The sequence below is a fragment of the Runella limosa DSM 17973 genome (assembly GCF_000482465.1).
Classification (GTDB): Bacteria; Bacteroidota; Bacteroidia; order Cytophagales; family Spirosomataceae; genus Runella; species Runella limosa.
Window position 1 is genome coordinate 108,839 of the sequence record NZ_KI519431.1, and the last position, 18,478, is coordinate 127,316.

The window sequence follows — 18,478 nt, forward strand, 5'->3', positions numbered from 1 at the left end:
CTAACACAATCAAACTTGGCAAGTTTTTACTCAGACTCAAACGAAACTTGCCAAGTTTCTACTCCGACACAATAAAACTTGGCAAGTTTTTAGGCATCTAGCCATTTTTTAAAATTCTCTGCTTTTTCGCGGCTCACGTAGATTTCATCATCATCACGGTGGCGAAGTTTGATTTTTAATCGCCCATTAAAATGCGGCTCAATGCGCTCAATGGCCGAAATTTGGCTCAAATATTTCCGATTGAGTCTAAAAAACTGTTTCGGATTTAGCTTTTGCTCCAATTCATCCAATGTATCGTCCACGAAGTATTTCTTTTGCTCTTTGGTGACCAAAAACACCACTTTGTCTTCCGCATACAAATACGCCACTTCGGGTACTTCTACCACGTCGAATCTCGCACCTGCTTTCAACAAAAAACGCGACTTCCAGTCGGTACGTTGGCTCAACATGGCCTCTAACACTTTCCCGATTTTGTCCTGAGAATTTGCCGCTTGCTGTTGATTAAATTTCTCAAAAGCGGCCTCCAATTCATCTTTTTCAATCGGTTTTAACAAATAATCGACGCTATTTACCTTAAACGCTCGAATGGCATATTCGTCATAAGCCGTCGTGAAAATGATCGGCGCCGTTATATCGACCTGTTGAAACAACTCAAACGACAGACCGTCGGCGAGTTGAATATCCATTAAAATCAAGTCGGGCTGCGGGTTTTCGTTCAACCATTTTGCCGCAGTTCGCACACTTTCCAGTTTAGCCAAAATAACCGCTTGGGGTTCGATAGACTTGACGAGTGCTTCCAATCGCTTGGCCGCCAAAGGCTCATCTTCTAAAATCACAATATTCATTGCTGAAAGCGTTTAAGTTATACTTTTCTTCTGGTTATACGGAACCAGAAGTACTGAAGCCAGAGGCACTACAAAAGGGAATACTTACTTCAAAAAAGTCAGCAGTTTCTTTCACCTCAACGGGTGCGGATGTAACGAGCTTATAGCGACTTTTCAGGTTGCTTAATCCAATGCCCGTTGATTCCAAAAATTGCTTGTTTTTGGGCTGAAACGTATTTCGAACCACTGCACGGTCACCATCGACAAACAACGAAATGGTCAAAGGCTTTTCGCTCGAACATTCATTGTGTTTCAACGCATTTTCCACCAACGTCAACAGCCCTTGGGTGACAATCGAACGGGTTCCATCTGCTTTATCAACTGACAAATCATATTGTAAATTTTCCCCAAAACGCATTTTATGAATAAACAAATATGCCTCCACGATTTTAAGCTCCGTTCCCAACTCTACCGTCACGCGGTCGTTGTTTTGTAAATTGTAGCGAAACACTTTAGAAAGCCTTTCGACCAAATTCACCGCATTTTCGGGGTCTTCGGGAATAAGCGCACTCAGGATATTGAGCGAATTAAACAAAAAATGGGGATTTACTTGATTTTTGAGGGCGTCGTATTCCGCCCTAAGCAGCGCCTGATTGAGTTGTTCTTGCTGAAGTAGCGATTTTTTCCAGCGGTCGGTCAACTGCTGAATCACATATACCGACGTAAAAGCAATGGTCATCAAGACGTACGTCAGGCCGCTTGAGACATAGACTCGGGCGGGAAATGCTTCTTTTTTTACCAATTGAATGATAATCAACACCAACGTGCTAATGAGGGTTGCCACCAGCACACATACCAGTACATAGGCGCCCAGCATCCGCTGCACGGGCCAGTTGGCCGCACGGCGCATCAACAACGGCATCAAGTATTCTTGGATACGACTAATCGTCAGGGCTGATGCAAAAATAAGTAGTGTCCACGTCCAGTTTACCGCACCTGTTTTGAGGTTTGTATTCAAGAGTAAAATCAACGCTGCCGAAATCGACCAGCTAATAGCGTCTGTTCGGTTAATGGCAAACTTCATCGGTGTTTTTCTCCCATTCATAAAAGCCAAAGTAAAGGAATTATTTAGTATCAAAACTACAACATCCCGTAAATTGTACCACACACATCTGCGACGACCCGTCGGATGTGCGGTGTGAACTGTCTGAACCAAGGAGTCAACAAAAAACGGGTGATACTAAGTAGGAACCCTACTCAGCATCACCCGATGCGCACACTTAACACTCCTATTTGTTACTGAACCGTCACTTTCCGTTCGATTTCAATTTTTTTGGACACTACATTCAATTGCTTTACTACACGGTTTTCGCCTGCCTCAATCTCCAAGTTATACACACCGTCTGCCAACTCATTGATGTTGAATTTGGCCGAGTAATTCATCTCGTTTTTACCAACAGTTTGTTTGTAAAGCACATCCCCTTGTGCGTCTTTGAGCGTAAGAAATACCTTTTCGGCTTTATTTTTCTTAATGGCTACTTTAATTTGGGCATCGTTGGTTACGTAAGCACTGCTTTCAAATACCGCAACTGGACGCGTGTTTGAAGCTGCTTTTTCTTCTTTTGTAGGGTGAGCAAAAGCTACCGTAGAAGTAAGCGCCAAAGCGCAAGCAATTGATTTGATGAACGTTTTCATGGTTTGACTGTTTTAAATTGGCTGTGATTATGAAAGAAAAAAATTAATTTACTGAAATAACGCGTTCGGTCTCCGACTTTGGTGAAGTCAAATGGAGGTGTTTGACAACGCGGTCTTGGTTGGTGGCAATTTCGAGCTTGTAATTACCGTCTGACAAATCATTGACGTTAATTTTAGCGGCGTACGACATTTCGTTTTGGGTGATTGTTTCACGGTACAAAATGACGTTTTTAGCATCCCGTAGCGTAATATATACGCGCTCTGGCGCATTTTTTTTCACGGCCAAGCGTATGGCCGCATCCTTCGTTACAAACGCACTGGTTTCAAAAGTTACTCCTGTTCGATTGTCCGACACCCGACTAACTTTTTTTTCCCCGACCCTTGGACTTGCAAAAGCCACAGTAGATGCTGTCAGGAGGAGCCCCCCTAAAAAAATGTTTGATAAGAATTTCATGGCAGTGGATTAAATGGCTGTTACTTATTGAGTTTTACATTACGAACTGCCTCTTGTTTGGCAGACTGGATTGACACTTTTTTCTGGATTTTGTCTTTCCCTGAAGTTACTTCTAAGGTGTATTCACCTTCTTCGAGCTGACTTACGTCAAAACGCGCATCGTACTTTTCTGACTTTTTGCTCATTACATCTTCGTGCAAGATGTTTTGTTTGGCATCGCGGAGGGTGATAACGGCTTTTTCGCCCTGTCCTTTACGCACCGCCATCTGAATCTTGGCTTCCTTTGTAGTAAATACGCCGATTTGAATCGGTTTCGCTTTTTTATCTTCTGTTGGATCAGAAGCAAAAGTGGCAGTTGAACCAAGCGCTAAAGCGCAAACGAGGGTTGTTACGAAAGTTTTCATGGTTTTGGAAATTTAAAATTGGCTGTGTTGTGTATGATTAAAATTTGATTTTCAATGGCTGTTTGTCTTATTGACGTTACAAAGATGCTTGTTTTGTTTAGTACCTTGCAATACAAAGTACACAAGCGGTACTTAAAAAGGATGGGTGGCAAATGCCTGTTTTGTTATGTATCTGGGAAAAACTGAGTGAATGATTTACTTGTCTTCATGGCTGTAAAAAAAAAATCTTGATGGCTGTTATTAAATACTGTCTATCGTTCAAAAGGTTACATCGCTGTTGTAATTATTTACTTTCAAAGGTTGTGCCAGTTATGTCACTTATTTTATATTATTGACTATCAATGAGTTACAAAATTTTAACTATTTTAAATTTGTCCGTTTCCGAACATTTTAAATTGCAATAGCGGACACTTCGCTTTGTTTATGCTGTCATTCAATAATTTCAATGAGCCCTTCTGGTTGTTAACGCACTCTAATGATGCAAATGTATAACGGAAGGTTGCATCCAAGAATAAAAATGTGTTAAATCATCCTTTTCGGGGGATGAAACGTTTAAAATATCTTACAAGTCGTCCGAAAAAGAACTTTAACCCACCTACCTTCGTTACAAATTTCATGGCTATTTTTGCAGCCACAATATTTTTTTCAACTAATTCGGCGGACTTTGAATCCGTTTAGAAACGACACATGAGCAAACACGGACGTATTTTGGTCGCCATGAGTGGCGGCATCGACAGTTCTCTCGCATCTGTCTTATTACACGAACAAGGCTACGAAGTAATTGGCATGACCATGAAAACGTGGGATTATGCCAGCAGCGGCGGCACCAAAAAAGAAACAGGCTGCTGCTCGCTCGACTCCATCAACGACGCCCGTACCATTGCCGTCGAGCTGGGCTTTCCTCATTATATATTAGATATTCGTAACGAATTTGGTGATTATGTCATCGATCACTTTACGGGCGAATATTTGGAAGGACGCACGCCCAACCCTTGCGTGTTGTGTAACACCCACATCAAATGGGATGCGCTTCTACGCCGCGCCGACCGCCTCGATTGTGAGTTTATTGCCACGGGCCACTACGCCAACCTGCGCGAAGAAAACAATCGCTTTGTGGTATCAAAAGGCATCGACGCTTGGAAAGACCAGAGTTACGTGCTTTGGGGCGTATCGCAAGAGAGCTTGGCCCGTACAAAGTTGCCTTTGGGGAATTTGCACAAAAGCGAAATCCGTGAAATGGCCAAAGAGCGTGGTTTCATGGATTTGGTCAATAAATCGGAAAGCTACGAAATCTGTTTTGTGCCCGACAACGACTACCGTGGTTTCCTCAAACGCCGCTTGCCCGAACTCGAAGGACAAGTAGCGGGCGGAAATTACGTGCTCCAAGACGGAACCGTGGTTGGCAAACATGAAGGCTACCCTTTCTATACCATTGGGCAGCGCAAAGGTTTAGGCATTGCGTTGGGGTATCCTATTTTTGTTACTGAAATTCGTAAAGATACCAATGAAGTGGTGTTAGGTCGCGACAAAGAACTTGAGCGTAACGGGATGTTTGTTTCAAAACTGAACCTTCAGAAATACGCGCGCATTGAGTCTCCCATCGAGACAGTTACGAAAGTTCGGTACAAACACGACGGTGCTCCTGCCCTCATTACCCAAGTCGAAGACGACCGTATCAAGGTTCGTTTCCACGAATCGGTAAGCGCCATCGCTCCAGGACAAGCGGCGGTTTTCTACGAAGGCGACGACGTGGTAGGCGGAGGCTGGATCAGCAAAAGCTTCAAAGAAGAATAGTTTTTAATGTCGAACGTCGAGGGCAGAATATCGAATCGAATGTCGAACGTCGAGGGCAGAATGTCGAATTTAATGTCAAACGTCGAGTGCAGAGTGTCGAATTTAATGTCAAACGTCGAGTGCAGAATATCGAGTTAAATGTCGAACGTCGAGTGCAGAATGTCGAGTTAAATGTCGAATTGAATGTCGAACGTCGAGTGCAGAGTGTCGAATGGATTTTTATTCGACATTCTGCATTCTACCCTCGACACTCTGTTCTTGACATTCTGCACTCGACATTCATTTTTATTAGCGTACTGCGTTCTTAATCTCTTCTCCTAGTTGTTTCATTTTTCGTAGTGAGCTTGCAGAGTTTTTCCGTTTGTCAAATTTGATTCTCAACTTCCCAGGAGATGATTTGATGTAAAAAAACATGTCATTTCCAGGGTTAATGTCACCGTCGATTTCGGCGTTCACAAATGACATCCCCGACGGGTCAAGGCATTTATCCAAACACTTTTGAACGTTCCTTGCTTTGTCTTTGGGATAATCTGCCGATACCTTATACATATCGTCCGAATCACTCACACTGATACTTATGTTGTCACCATTGGCTTCTTTTACAAAATAAGGAAGACTTGCAATCCCTACGATAATACAAAATGTAGCAAAAAAGACGGTTGTTTTCATAGCATTACTTTTTTAAACGTGATGGATGGTTGTTAATTTACCCACGAATATATGCTATGAAAGATACTTTGCAATACATAGTACCTTGTTGTAGTAAAATATTTTTATAAACGGCAGTAAACAAGGATAAACGGAAATAAAAAAACCCTCAGCCAAAGCCAAGGGATTTTTTGTTTTTAATTAGTATTGATGGAAAGCATCCGAAATAAAGCCTAGCACTTCGGGCAGGGCACGGCGCCAATACGTCCAAGTATGTCCTCCGTCATGGATACGAAACTCGTGCGGAATCTCTTTTTTCTTCATCGCGATGTGTACCAACGAGTTACCTTCATAAAGAAAATCATCGTCGCCACAGTCGATATACCAACGAACTGCCTTTTTCTTGTCATCTGGCACAGCGTTGATAAGCTCCAGCACACTTTGGCGTTTGTAATACGCATCCACTTCTGCATCGGTATATTCAACTTCGGGTTTAGCGCGTTTTAAAGTTGCCTTGGTCATTTCCAAATTCATAGGCCCAGTGGCAGCACTTAAAGGACAAGCCGATGAAAAAAGTTCGGGACGGCGAAGCGCATACGTAAACGTACCTCCTCCCCCCATCGACAAACCAGCAATAGCCCTAAAACGCTTTTCGGGTTTGGTTCGGTAGTTCTTTTCAATGTAAGGCATCAATTCTTGAAAGAAAAAATCTTCGTACCGCCATTCGTTTTTAGGGTCATTGGCGTAGCCGCGTTGCCCCGTGTTGGCATCTGGCATCACAATAATCATCGGCGTGGCTTTGCCTTCAGCAAACGCTTTGTCGGCAATGTGCTGCACTTCGCCAAATTGCACCCAACCTGTTTGGTCATCGCCAGCCCCGTGTAGCAAATACAACACAGGGTAGCTTCGTTGGGAGGCTTCGTAATTGGGAGGAAGATAAATGGCAAACTTGCGGTCGCCTTTGAGGATTTTACTCGGTAAACTCAGGTTATCATATACTTTTGACTGCGCAAAAACTCCTTGCCCTACCAACAGCAAAGCAACGGCAATCATACAAAAGGCTTTTTTCATTTTCTTCAAGAGTTAAGTGGTTGGTTTATCCCAAAAGACACCTTTCCTCTTATTTATACCCTTTGGGTACTTTACTCAGTACCCAATCTGATTTTCAATCCAGTCAAGTCCACGCATATACAAGGTTTTGGCATAATTGACACGGTTATCAAAATCGTGGTAATCGGTGCGGCCATTGTGCAAATACTTCCGAATGAGCGTAGCATTCACTTCTGCTGTGGGGTTTGCAACGACATCATCGGCTTCCGTACGAAACTGCGAAAACATCGGAAAATCGTGCTCCAAGTGCGTAAAAAACAAATGTCCGTTGGCATTTCTTACGGCACACAGCAAGCCATTGGCTTTGGATGTGGCAGGGGCAAGACTTCCTTCCAACCCACGTTTAAGCACCATCACGCCGTCAAAACCTGCCATCAAAGCCAACTCGGCCATTTTCATTTGGTACGTAATATGAAACACCGACGTCACCAATATACGGGCACCGCAAGGATTTAATACCTTTTCGAGGGTAGCCAAAAACGGGCGTTTTATGGACGTTCGGCGGCGTTCAACCCAACCATCAAGGGCGGGTGAAAGCAATTTTTGGTCAAGTACCCAGCCAAAAGTAGGATTCATTTCGAGCAACTCGTGGTTGTCGGCCAGCAACCAACTTCCCATATATAAATATAAATCGTGGGAATTAAGTCCATATTTGGGCCCCGACGACCGTCCAAGTGCCGTAACGGCGTTGTAATTTCGTTCTTGGAAAAAATAAGCCAACAGCGGCGTAATCATGTACGAATGTTCCACGCCATCAAAGGGTTCGGCCAGTTGTACAATGGGAAATTTGGTTTTGACGTGCCGTTGAAACCCAGGTGTAAAGGTAGTTTTCACGGCATCGTACAAACCTTCGTATTCATCGTTTGTCTCGTACCGTACCCGAAGAATACTGACGGCCATTCCTTTAAAAGTTTCACAGCAATCGCTAGTAAACAAAAAATCCCCCAACTGATGCGCTTCTGACACCTGTAGTGAATGTCCGTTAAGCAATTTTACGCCAATTGGAAACAACTGAGGTGGCAAATCAGGACACAGTCGATTGAGAAAAAACACAGGGTTGCTAAACGCGTGTTTACCTATATATTCTTCTAACTTTAGCTCTGCTTCGGTCGGGCCTTTCATCATCAGTGCACCAAAAAAGATGCCTTTTTGTAGATGACTAGCTGCACCTCGGTGAAGTTCGGTCAAACACTCTTCTACCAGTTCGGCAGAAAGTGATTTACTTCCATGTTTTCCTATCCCTACTTGGCGAATTCCTTTCGCAAGAGGTGTGTCTATATTGTATTTTAAGGCGAAATCTGTTGCTGTCACAATTACTTATCAATTACTTAGTTTAAAAACTAATATTATCAAATATCACAATTTATTATTTTCAAATAGTACTTTTTCAAAGAAACTTTTTGAAAATATAAAGAACTTTTAGCTTTTTACTCAAAAAGTGAAACTAAAATTTGGCAGTTATACAAATTGAACCTAGCTTTAAGTAAAATTTTTAAGCAGGCACAACTAACAAATATTATTTTGCTTAAACCGAGTAGTAAATGTATAAACTTTTTCAATAATCTTTTTTTTACAAACGATATTTTTCACAAGAGGTTTTTTAGCGAATTGTCGTCCCAGAAAAGAAAAAAAGGACAAATTGAATTTTTTTAAGAATACAAGCAATCACCCACCTCAATAACATCGGATGCTCTTACGTGAACTTATAACGGCGTTGGCGGACGCTCGTGGTAAGGAAAAAGAAAAACCCCGCAGAATGGCGGTTCTGACGGGGCTATTGGTAGTTCTAAATTAGGGATTAACTTAAAACGTTACAAAATTATGAAAAAATTGTTACACGTCCAATCGTGCAGCGTACTTCTTTTTGCTCTACTGGTAAGTAGAATTACTCATTCTCAAATCTCTCTTCAAGGCCAATTACGAACCCGTACCGAAGTACGAGACGGCCTGGGCAACCTTGCCAAAATCGGCGCAAAACCCGCCGCTTTTACCTCCCAACGAACCAGTTTGAACTTTGGCTACAAGTGGGATCGGCTTACGTTTGGCATGAACGTACGGGATGTACGCGTATGGGGACAAGATGCGGCGTCTATCAACAACGCCGATGGTTCTAAGTTGTTTGTCCACGAAGCGTGGGCCGAAATTGTACTGGCCAACATCGCCGATACCACCATTAAATTTAAGGCGTTCGACAATCTTTCCCTCAAAGTAGGTCGTCAGGAGTTAATCTACGACGATGTGCGTTTGATTGGCAACCTCGATTGGCTTCAGCAAGGCCGCCGCTTTGACATGGCGTTACTGAAAGCCATGAAAAAAGGTTGGCAAATCGACCTTGGCATTGCTTTCAACCAAAATTCAGACGCCTTTGGTCGGGCGGGTACGTTTTATACCGCTGGCAATGCTCCCACGACAGTTGCCAATTCCAAAGGGGCGTACGTCACCATTCCTTCCGATTTTATACCCACGTCGGGCAAAGGGGGCGCTCCCGTATTGGCCTCCCCGCTCAGTACCAACGGACAAAACCAGATGTTCAAATCAATGCAAATGCTCTACTTGAGCCGCAAATTTGGACAGACAAAATTCTCGGGATTGGTCTTCAAAGATGATTTTCAAAAGTACCGTATAGACAGCCTCGGTAGCACCGCCAACGGCGTAGTCTATGGCCGCCGCTACGACGTAGAAGGCACCAATAGTCGCATTACCTACGGGGCGATGCTTACGGGTTTAATTGGCAATGCGTCTTCTAAATTAGGCAAAATTGCATGGCAAGCCTTTGCGTATCAACAAGGTGGTAAAAACCGCGACGGGCAAGACCTGACGGCTTTCCACTACGGGGCTAACTTTAGCATCCAAAAAGGAAAGTTCTCGTTTGGCCCTGGTTATGAAGTACTTTCGGGCAACAATACTGTATCTCCCGACGGTAAAGACCACCGTTTCGACCCATTGTATGGCACACCGCACCGCCATTGGGGCTACATGGATTATTTCTACGTAGGCACTGGAGCAGCGGCAGGTGGCTTGGCCAATGCCTTCCTAAAAACCAAATACGTCGCCAATCCAAACCTCTATTTTACCCTCGACTTCCACAATTTTGCGTTGGCCAATGACATGAAAAATGGCCTAGATGCCTCGGGAGGAAAAATTGCGCGTCAGTTGGGCAATGAATTTGACTTTATTGTCAATTATAACCTCAACAAATTTACCAACGTCGAATTGGGGTATTCGCACTTGAGCGGTACCAATAGCCTCGAATATGCCAAGTTGGGCACGATGGACAAAAGCAAACACAGCGCCAACTGGGCGTACTTGATGTTGAACATTCGTCCTGATTTCTTCTATACCAAGCCCGTGGCTATCAAGCAATAAGCCTAGTCTCCCTATTCCATTTTAACTGTCTAAATCAATGAAATTAAGTTATAAATTTCTCCTTGCTGCCTGTGCAGCCGTGGTTCTTCTTGCTGGTATGTCGATGCGCAAAGCCGCCCTTCCCCAAGTTAAATTAGGCTTTATTCCCCTCACCGACTGCGCACCTTTGGTCGCTGCCAAAGAACTAGGTCTTTTCCAAAAGTACGGCGTTGATGTCGTTTTGACCAAAGAAGCCTCTTGGGCCAATATCCGCGATAAAGTCCTTAATGGCGAACTCGACGGCGCTCATTGCCTATTTGGAATGCCTTTCTCGGTTTATACGGGGGTGGGTGGAAAAGCTGGCTCTGAAATGCAAATTGCGATGGTGCTCAACAACAACGGCCAAGCCATTACCCTTTCCAAAGATTTTTGTGGGCTCGTCGGCTACAAAGAGGTGGGCAAAGTAAACGCTGCCGTAAAACAAGTACAAGGGCGCAAAGAGGTCACGTTTGCCATGACTTTCCCTGGAGGTACGCACGATATTTGGCTGCGCAACTGGATGGCAGCGGCGGGTATCAATCAGAAAAGCGTTGGTATCATCACCATTCCGCCGCCACAAATGGTCGCCAATATGCGCGTCGATAACATGGAAGGCTACTGCGTGGGCGAACCTTGGAACGGCGTGGCGGCTTCTCAAAACATCGGTTTTACCCAAATAGCGTCGCAAGATATTTGGAAACACCATCCCGAAAAAGCATTGGTTGTCAACAAAGCATTTGCGGCAAAAGAACGCGAAAACCTCAAAAACGTGATGAAGGCCATTCTGGAAGCCTGCCAATGGCTCGACAACATGGGCAACCGCAAAAAAGCCGCAGGTTGGCTCTCCAAACCCTTTTATGTAAATGCAGCCCTGCCTGTTATTGAAGCGCGATTGCTAGGCTCAAGCGATTTAGGTTGCGAGTTGGGCGTTGCCAAATACAAAGAAGATTACATGACTTTTTACAATAAAGGCTACGTAAACACCCCGCGCAAATCGCACGGAATGTGGTTTATGGCGCAGTATGTGCGGTTTGGTTACCTCAAATCTAACCCTGATTTTAAAGGAATTGCAGAAAAACTCATCCTAGACGATTTGTTTGCGGAGGTTGCCCGTGAGGCCAAAGTACCCGTGATGACCGACGATATGAAACCTTTCAAAACCACTTACGATGTGTCGTTTGACCCTAGCAATGTCGGTGCGTATTTAGCTTCAACAAAAAAATAGCCCCCTGTTTTACCCCATGAAAAAACTACTCAATTTTCAAACCTACTTGCCACTGTTGTTTGGCTTAGGAAGTACTACGCTTTTACTGGGTGCTTGGTGGACAGTTTCATTACTGACCAACAACGAAATCCCGAATCCATTGTCCACTTGGACGGTTTTTAGCGAAATGCTCGCTACCCCTTTTTACGACTATGGCCCCAACGACAAAGGCATTGGAAATCAGCTCTTCAGCTCTCTTCTTCGCGTATTTAGCGGTTTTGGTGCGGGGAGCCTGTTGGCCATTCCACTTGGGTTGCTGATTGGTTCAAGCAAAACAGCTTTTCGCCTCATCAATCCCATTGTTCAAATCCTCCGTCCTGTTTCGCCGTTGGCATGGTTTCCGTTGGGACTGCTGGCTTTCAAAGCTGCCGAAGGAGCCACTGTTTTCATCATTTTTGTAACAAGCCTTTGGCCCACTTTGATCAATACTGCGTTTGGCGTGGCTTCCATCCCCCAAGACCATAAAAACGTGGCAAAAGCGTTCGGGTTTTCTCGTTGGAAATACATCACCAAAGTCATCATCCCCTACGCTTTACCCCACATTATCACGGGTTTACGCCTCAGCATTGGCGTAGCTTGGATGGTGATTGTGGCAGGCGAAATGCTCTCGGGTGGCGTTGGCATCGGCTTTTTTGTTTGGGATAGCTGGAACGCCCTCAGTCTCGAAAAAATCTTGTCGGCGATTCTTATCATTGGCACCGTCGGGTTACTGCTCGACAAAGGATTCGATTGGCTCCAAAAACGCTTTGCTTTTTCTTAACCTCTATCCCCCAACCCCTTTCTCCTAAAAGGCGAAAGGGGAGCAAAACCACTACTTCCATGACATCCAACCCAATTACCGCCCCCATAGATTCGGCGAGTGAGTTTCATAAAATTCAGTCGCGCCCTGCTTCCATCGAAGTAAAAGGCATCACCGTTTCGTTCAAAACCCCCAAAGGTGTTTTTACGGCCATCAAGGACATTGACCTCACCATCAAAAAAGGCGAAATCGTGGCGCTGATTGGCCACTCTGGCTGCGGAAAGTCCACGTTAATGGGGACGATTTCGGGCATGACGGCTCCTACGAACGGGCAGGTCATCGCCAACGGCGCAGTGGTCAAAGGCCCTGGCCCCGACAGAGGCATCGTTTTCCAGAATTATTCGTTGCTACCGTGGCTGACGGTTTATAAAAACATTTACGAAGCGGTGGACTCCGTTTTTAAAGACAAAACAGCCGCCGAGAAGCGGGAAATCGTTGAGGAAAACCTTAAAATGGTCAACCTTTGGGCGCACAAAGACAAACTCCCAGGACAACTTTCGGGCGGAATGAAACAACGCGTAGCCATTGCCCGCGCCTTTGCCATCAATCCTAGCATTTTGCTGCTTGACGAGCCTTTTGGCGCACTCGACGCGCTTACCAAAGGATCGATGCACATTGAACTTTTGAAACTCTGGAACTTGGACAACCGCAACAAAACCATCGTGATGGTAACGCACGACATCGAAGAAGCCATTTTCTTGTCTGACCGCGTGGTAGTGATGAACAACGGCCCCGAAGCCACTATCAAAGAAATTGTGGAGATTCCCTTACCGCGTCCACGCAACAAAAAGGAGATTGTCCACGACCCAATTTACATGGAAACCCATGACAAATTAATGAGTTTGCTCTTCGACAAGTTTTCGATTGAAGATGAATAAGTAGCTGCATTTGTACTCAGTTGGGTTTCCAACTGAGTACAAACAAAAAAATCACCAATTCCCATATTTAAGTTTAAAAACATTCGTTTTTTGTATCGTATTTTGTTATTTTATAGAAATTTAGTATAATATTTTAAAGAATATTGAGTATTTTCCGAAAATTACTCATTTTTAACTTTGAGCACAATTACTTATTTTGTATGTTTGATGTACCAAATCGGTGCAGCGTGGCGGCGCTCAACCGATGCAGGTAGCACAGTCTTTAACGAAACTCGTTGAACGAGGAGTCGTTATTGGATGTACCCTATTGCATCGCTTCAGGCCTTACGCTGGTTTCATGTTCTACTTTTAACCAACAAAGCGCAATGAGCCAGCTTATTTCCAATCAGCCTCTTTCAAAACTCACTATTTTCAGTACCAAAGGGGTACAAATGCGTACCTTTCACATTACTTGGCTTACCTTCTTTGTCTGTTTCTTTGGGTGGTTTGGCCTTGCGCCGCTCATGCCCACGATTCGGGCCGATTTAGGTTTGACCAAACCCCAAGTTGGCAACACCATCATTGCGGCCGTATCAGCCACTATCTTTGCCCGACTCATCATCGGAAAACTCTGCGATAGCTGGGGGCCTCGCAAAACCTACACTGCTTTGCTGATCATCGGCGCTTTGCCTGTGATGTTGGTAGGTCTGGCCCACGACTACACCACGTTTTTGTTGTTTCGTTTGGCCATTGGCATTATTGGCGCTTCGTTTGTCATTACGCAGTTTCACACTTCGGCCATGTTTGCGCCCAGCATCAAAGGCACAGCCAACGCCGTAGCAGGCGGTTGGGGAAACCTTGGCGGTGGAATCACTCAATTGGCCATGCCCCTTATCATGGCAACCATCGTTGGGTTTGGATTTGTAAAAGCCGACGCTTGGCGTTTGGCCATGGTTGTTCCAGGCTTACTCATGCTATTGATGGCCTTTATCTATTGGAAATATACCAAAGATACGCCTGCTGGTAACTACGACGAAATCAACCGCACTACCACGACCAAGTCAGAGGTAAGTTTTTGGAAAGCCTGTTCCGATGTTCGCGTTTGGGCTTTGGCCTTGGCCTATGCGTGTTGCTTTGGCATGGAAATCACGTTCGACGGCGTAGCAGCTTTGTACTTCTTTGATAATTTTAAGATGGAAGAAACGGAAGCAGGTTTTTGGGCGATGTTGTTTGGCTTTATGAACATTTTTGCCCGTGCCGTTGGAGGCATTGTAGCAGATAAAGTAGGTCAAAAATACGGTATGCGCGGCAAAGGTATTCTTTTAGCCTCCATGCTTCTCTTGGAAGGGCTCGGAATTTTGCTCTTTGCCCAAGCAGGCAACCTGACCATGGCAGTTGTATCTATGCTAGGCTTTGCCATGTTTTTGAAAATGGCCAACGGCGGCACCTATGCGATTGTTCCATTTGTTAACCCAAAAGCGGTAGGAGTAATTTCGGGTGTAGTAGGCGCAGGAGGCAACGTTGGAGGAATGTTGATGGGCTTTTTGTTTAAGTCCCAGTCGATTAGCTACGGACAGGCATTTATGTACATCGGCGGATTAGTCGCTACCGTCGGCTTGCTACTTTTCTTAGTCAATTTTGGCAAAACCATCACCATTGAGCAGCCTGAAGCAGAGTTACAAGCAGTTTAACCCAAATTGTCCAATGGTAGAAATCCACAAAACCACTTGTTGTTACTGCGGGGTAGGCTGCGGGGTATTGGTCAAAAAAAACCGCGACGGACGCATTTCGGTAGAAGGCGATCCCGAGCATCCTTCGAGCAAAGGAATGCTTTGCTCGAAGGGCATGAACTTGCACTATACTGTCATGGACAGCAGCGACCGCTTGCTTTACCCCCAAATGCGCTGGAATCGGCAAGCAGCGCTCCAACGAGTGACTTGGGATACGGCCTTAGACCGAGCGGCAGCCGTTTTTAAGACGTTTATTGACAAATACGGCCCTGATTCTGTTGGTTTTTACGCTTCGGGGCAATGCCTGACGGAAGAATATTACGTTGTTAATAAGCTCATCAAGGGATTTATTGGCTCCAACAACTTAGACACCAATTCGCGCCTGTGTATGTCGTCGGCGGTGGTTGGATATAAGATGGCTTTGGGGGAAGATTCGGTTCCGTGCAGCTACGAGGACATCGAGCTGGCCGATTGTTTTTTGGTGGCAGGAGCCAATCCTGCGTGGAATCACCCCATCGTTTTTCGCCGCATGGAAGCCCACAAAGCGGCCAATCCGCGCGTCAAGCTAATCGTCGTTGACCCGCGCCGTACCGATACCGCACGCATGGCCGACTTACACCTTCAAGTCAAGCCTGGCACCGACGTGGTGTTGCTCAACGCCATCGCCAAAGGACTGATTTCCAGAGGATACATTGATGAGCATTTTATAAAAAACCATACCGAAGGCTTTGACAGTTTTCGGGTAAAAGTGGCCGAGCGCGACATGCGCGAAGCCGCCAAAATCTGCGGCATTAGTCTCCACGACATTCACCAAGCCGTCGAATACATCGGCAAATCCAAAGGATTTATTTCGATGTGGGCGATGGGTTTTAACCAAAGTGTGATTGGTGTCAATAAAAACTTGGCTTTACTCAACTTACACCTTATTACGGGGCACATTGGCAAACCTGGCTCAGGGCCATTTTCGTTGACGGGCCAGCCAAATGCGATGGGAGGAAGAGAAGTAGGTGGGCTATCGAATCTCCTGCCCGCTCACCGCAACTTGGCTGACCCGCAACACCGCCAAGAAGTCGCCGATTTTTGGGGAGTGCCCTCGCTCAACCCCAAACCTGGCTACACGGCCACCGAAATGTTTCAAGCCCTCAAAGACGGGCGTATGAAGGCAGTCTGGATCATGTGTACCAACCCGTTGGTAAGTTTGCCCAATGTACAACTCGTAGAAGAAGCCCTCAAAGCGGCCAAGTTTGTCGTGGTTCAAGATGTTTCTAATCGCTCAGATACCCTTGCTTTTGCCGACTTGGTGCTTCCAGCAGCGGCTTGGGGCGAAAAAACGGGCACCATGACCAATTCTGAGCGGCGGGTTTCTTACCTCAACAAATTCAATGAGCCACTGGGCGAAGCCTTGCCCGATAGCGAGATTATCGTAAAGTTTGCCCACAAAATGGGTTATGGGTATGCCTTCAATTACCCCAATTCCGCCGCGATTTACGACGAGCACGTAGCCCTCACCAAAGGCACAAACGTGGATATGAGCGGACTTTCGCACGAACGGTTGCGTACACTTGGCACGCTCCAATGGCCCGTTCCTACGCCTCAGTCGGAAGGTACGCCTCGGCTATTCACCGATGGTCGGTTTTTTACTCCTTCTCGTAAGGCGCAAATCAAGGCCGTTGCCGACGAAAATCAGTCGGAAGCGCTTACCGACAACCTCCCGCTTGTACTCACTACGGGGCGGATTCGCGACCAGTGGCACACCATGACCAAGACGGGGCGAGTCAATAAACTCACGCAACACCTTCCCAAAGCTTTTGTAGAAATACACCCCGCAGATGCCGCCGAGCGAAGCATCAAAGAAGGAAATATCGTCGTTATTCAGAATGGGCGTGGAGAAGTGCAAGTACCTGCCAAGATTACCACTGATATTCGGCAAGGAGTGGTTTTTTTGCCCATGCACTGGGGGAAAATTTTACAAAGCAACGCTGCCCGAGCCAACAACCTCACCAGCGACCTCGTTGACCCTTATTCCAAAGAACCCGATTTTAAATTTGCGGCGGTTCAAGTCACAAAGTTTAGCAAACCCAAAGAAAAAATCATTGTGATTGGGGCGGGTGCAGCGGCCTACAAATTTGTTACGGCTCACCGCCAGCACAACCTCACCGACGAAGTTCATGTCTTCAGCAAAGAACCCTTTGCTTTCTACAATCGTGTGATGTTGCCCGACTACATAAGTGGGGCTATGTCGTGGGATAAATTGCTCAAAATGCCAGACGACGAACGCGCGCTTGTGCATCTATACGAAGGTGTAAGCATTGAACAGATTGACCGTACAAAAAAAACAGTCAGTGATTCTCAAGGAGATACCCATTCATACGACCGTTTGATTATCGCGACTGGAAGTCGTTCGGCACTCCCTCGCGACTATGATACATCGTTGACGGGGGTCTTCACAATGCGAACGCGTCAAGATGCCGATAGCCTTACCAACTATTTGAATCAACTGGTATCAACTTCTGCTCCGCGCCACGTCGTGGTGGTGGGGGGTGGGCTATTGGGCTTAGAATTAGCCGCCTCATTGGGAGAAATTGGCGTCAAATCGACCGTTATTCACCGAGGGTCACGGCTGATGAATCGCCAACTGGATGGGACAGCTAGTTCGCTTTTGCACGAAGAACTCACCGACCGAGGCATTGATGTTTTTTACAACGACGAAGTAAAGTACATCACAGGCCAACAACGCGTGGAAGGTCTTCGCCTTACCTCGGGGCGCGTGTTGGCTTGCGACGCCGTGATTCTGACCATTGGCACCACGCCCAATATAGAAATTGCCCGCAAGTCGGGCCTTGACGTGCAACGGGGAATTGTGGTCAACGCCTACCTCCAAACCAGTGACCCAGCCGTTTTTGCCATTGGTGAAGTGGCCGAATTTGAAGGACAACTTTTTGGCATCACCGCTGCCGCCGAAGAACAAGCCGAGGCGCTTTGCGCTTACTTCAACGGCGACGTTCAAAGTTTTTACCGCCCTACCCTATCCATGAATATCCTGAAAATGGAAGGATTGGGCTTATGCTCACTCGGAATGACCGAAATTCCTGCCAATGGTGCAGGCGCTGATTTTGAGGAAGTTATTTTTTCAGATAAGCAAAAACGTTTTTACAAAAAGTGCATCATTCAAGGGGATAAACTGGTGGGGGCTATTTTGTTTGGCGATAAATCAGAATTTACCGAATACAAAGCACTGATTCAGCACCAAACCGAACTTTCGGACAAGCGGCTAAAGCTGTTACGAAGTGGCAAAAGTACCCCTGCTTTGAAAGGAAAAGTCGTATGTTCTTGCAACAACGTCGGCGATGGCAATATTCGAGAGGCGATTGTAGCGGGCTGCCACGATTTTCAATCGCTTTGCCAGCAAACGGGAGCAGGAACAGGCTGTGGCAGTTGTAAATTAGAAGTGAAGGCAGTATTGGAGGATGTTCTGGTCAAAGCATAATTTTTGGGCAAGGATGAACTTTTCGCAA

The 18,478-nt window shown here is 45.7% G+C and carries 15 protein-coding genes; 7 read left to right on the forward strand and 8 right to left on the reverse strand.

What is annotated here, in order from left to right; all coding sequences use genetic code 11:
- Positions 1–89: 89 nt before the first annotated feature.
- The 5 genes from K339_RS0130670 to K339_RS0130690 all read right to left on the reverse strand — a co-directional run bounded on the left by K339_RS0130670 (position 90) and on the right by K339_RS0130690 (position 3,377).
- Positions 90–845 carry a LytR/AlgR family response regulator transcription factor gene (locus tag K339_RS0130670; protein ID WP_028527005.1) on the reverse strand — a complete coding sequence of 252 codons (756 nt, stop codon included), beginning with the start codon at positions 843–845 and terminating at the stop codon, positions 90–92.
- A gap of 34 nt (positions 846–879) precedes the next feature.
- Entirely contained in the window at positions 880–1,929 is a 1,050-nt protein-coding gene (locus tag K339_RS35430) for a sensor histidine kinase (protein ID WP_084332370.1), read from the reverse strand.
- Between the two features lie 191 nt (positions 1,930–2,120).
- Positions 2,121–2,519 carry a T9SS type A sorting domain-containing protein gene (locus tag K339_RS35435; RefSeq protein WP_051398381.1) on the reverse strand — a complete coding sequence of 133 codons (399 nt, stop codon included), beginning with the start codon at positions 2,517–2,519 and terminating at the stop codon, positions 2,121–2,123.
- Between the two features lie 43 nt (positions 2,520–2,562).
- Positions 2,563–2,973 carry a T9SS type A sorting domain-containing protein gene (locus tag K339_RS35440; RefSeq protein ID WP_051398382.1) on the reverse strand — a complete coding sequence of 137 codons (411 nt, stop codon included), beginning with the start codon at positions 2,971–2,973 and terminating at the stop codon, positions 2,563–2,565.
- Positions 2,974–2,993: 20 nt separating this feature from the next.
- Positions 2,994–3,377 (reverse strand): T9SS type A sorting domain-containing protein, encoded by a 384-nt coding sequence (locus K339_RS0130690; protein WP_028527006.1) that lies wholly within the window; start codon positions 3,375–3,377, stop codon positions 2,994–2,996.
- A 687-nt stretch (positions 3,378–4,064) separates the two neighbouring features.
- Between K339_RS0130690 and mnmA the strand changes: the two genes are divergently transcribed.
- Entirely contained in the window at positions 4,065–5,171 is a 1,107-nt protein-coding gene (mnmA, locus tag K339_RS0130695) for a tRNA 2-thiouridine(34) synthase MnmA (protein WP_028527007.1), read from the forward strand.
- Between the two features lie 288 nt (positions 5,172–5,459).
- Here mnmA and K339_RS0130700 read toward each other — a convergent pair whose 3' ends face one another.
- The 3 genes from K339_RS0130700 to K339_RS0130710 all read right to left on the reverse strand — a co-directional run bounded on the left by K339_RS0130700 (position 5,460) and on the right by K339_RS0130710 (position 8,240).
- A complete protein-coding gene (locus K339_RS0130700) occupies positions 5,460–5,840 on the reverse strand; it encodes a hypothetical protein (RefSeq protein ID WP_028527008.1) in 381 nt (126 codons plus the stop codon).
- A 180-nt stretch (positions 5,841–6,020) separates the two neighbouring features.
- A complete protein-coding gene (locus K339_RS0130705; RefSeq protein WP_028527009.1) occupies positions 6,021–6,890 on the reverse strand; it encodes an alpha/beta hydrolase in 870 nt (289 codons plus the stop codon).
- Between the two features lie 75 nt (positions 6,891–6,965).
- Positions 6,966–8,240 carry an anthranilate phosphoribosyltransferase gene (locus tag K339_RS0130710; protein ID WP_157607816.1) on the reverse strand — a complete coding sequence of 425 codons (1,275 nt, stop codon included), beginning with the start codon at positions 8,238–8,240 and terminating at the stop codon, positions 6,966–6,968.
- Between the two features lie 510 nt (positions 8,241–8,750).
- Here K339_RS0130710 and K339_RS0130715 point away from each other — a divergent pair.
- The 6 genes from K339_RS0130715 to K339_RS0130740 all read left to right on the forward strand — a co-directional run bounded on the left by K339_RS0130715 (position 8,751) and on the right by K339_RS0130740 (position 18,450).
- A complete protein-coding gene (locus K339_RS0130715) occupies positions 8,751–10,295 on the forward strand; it encodes an alginate export family protein (RefSeq protein WP_084332371.1) in 1,545 nt (514 codons plus the stop codon).
- A gap of 37 nt (positions 10,296–10,332) precedes the next feature.
- The gene (locus K339_RS0130720; protein ID WP_028527012.1) at positions 10,333–11,538 is read left to right on the forward strand and encodes a CmpA/NrtA family ABC transporter substrate-binding protein; all 1,206 of its coding nucleotides are present in this window, start codon (positions 10,333–10,335) and stop codon (positions 11,536–11,538) included.
- 16 nt (positions 11,539–11,554) lie between these two features.
- Positions 11,555–12,337 (forward strand): nitrate ABC transporter permease, encoded by a 783-nt coding sequence (gene ntrB / locus K339_RS35445; RefSeq protein WP_051398383.1) that lies wholly within the window; start codon positions 11,555–11,557, stop codon positions 12,335–12,337.
- Positions 12,338–12,396: 59 nt separating this feature from the next.
- On the forward strand, positions 12,397–13,254 hold the full coding sequence (locus K339_RS0130730) for an ABC transporter ATP-binding protein (RefSeq protein ID WP_064751026.1): 858 nt from the start codon (positions 12,397–12,399) through the stop codon (positions 13,252–13,254).
- A 365-nt stretch (positions 13,255–13,619) separates the two neighbouring features.
- Positions 13,620–14,924: a NarK family nitrate/nitrite MFS transporter gene (locus tag K339_RS0130735; protein WP_028527014.1), complete on the forward strand. Its 1,305-nt coding sequence runs from the start codon at positions 13,620–13,622 to the stop codon at positions 14,922–14,924.
- A 13-nt stretch (positions 14,925–14,937) separates the two neighbouring features.
- Positions 14,938–18,450 (forward strand): nitrate reductase, encoded by a 3,513-nt coding sequence (locus K339_RS0130740; RefSeq protein WP_028527015.1) that lies wholly within the window; start codon positions 14,938–14,940, stop codon positions 18,448–18,450.
- Positions 18,451–18,478: the final 28 nt, after the last annotated feature.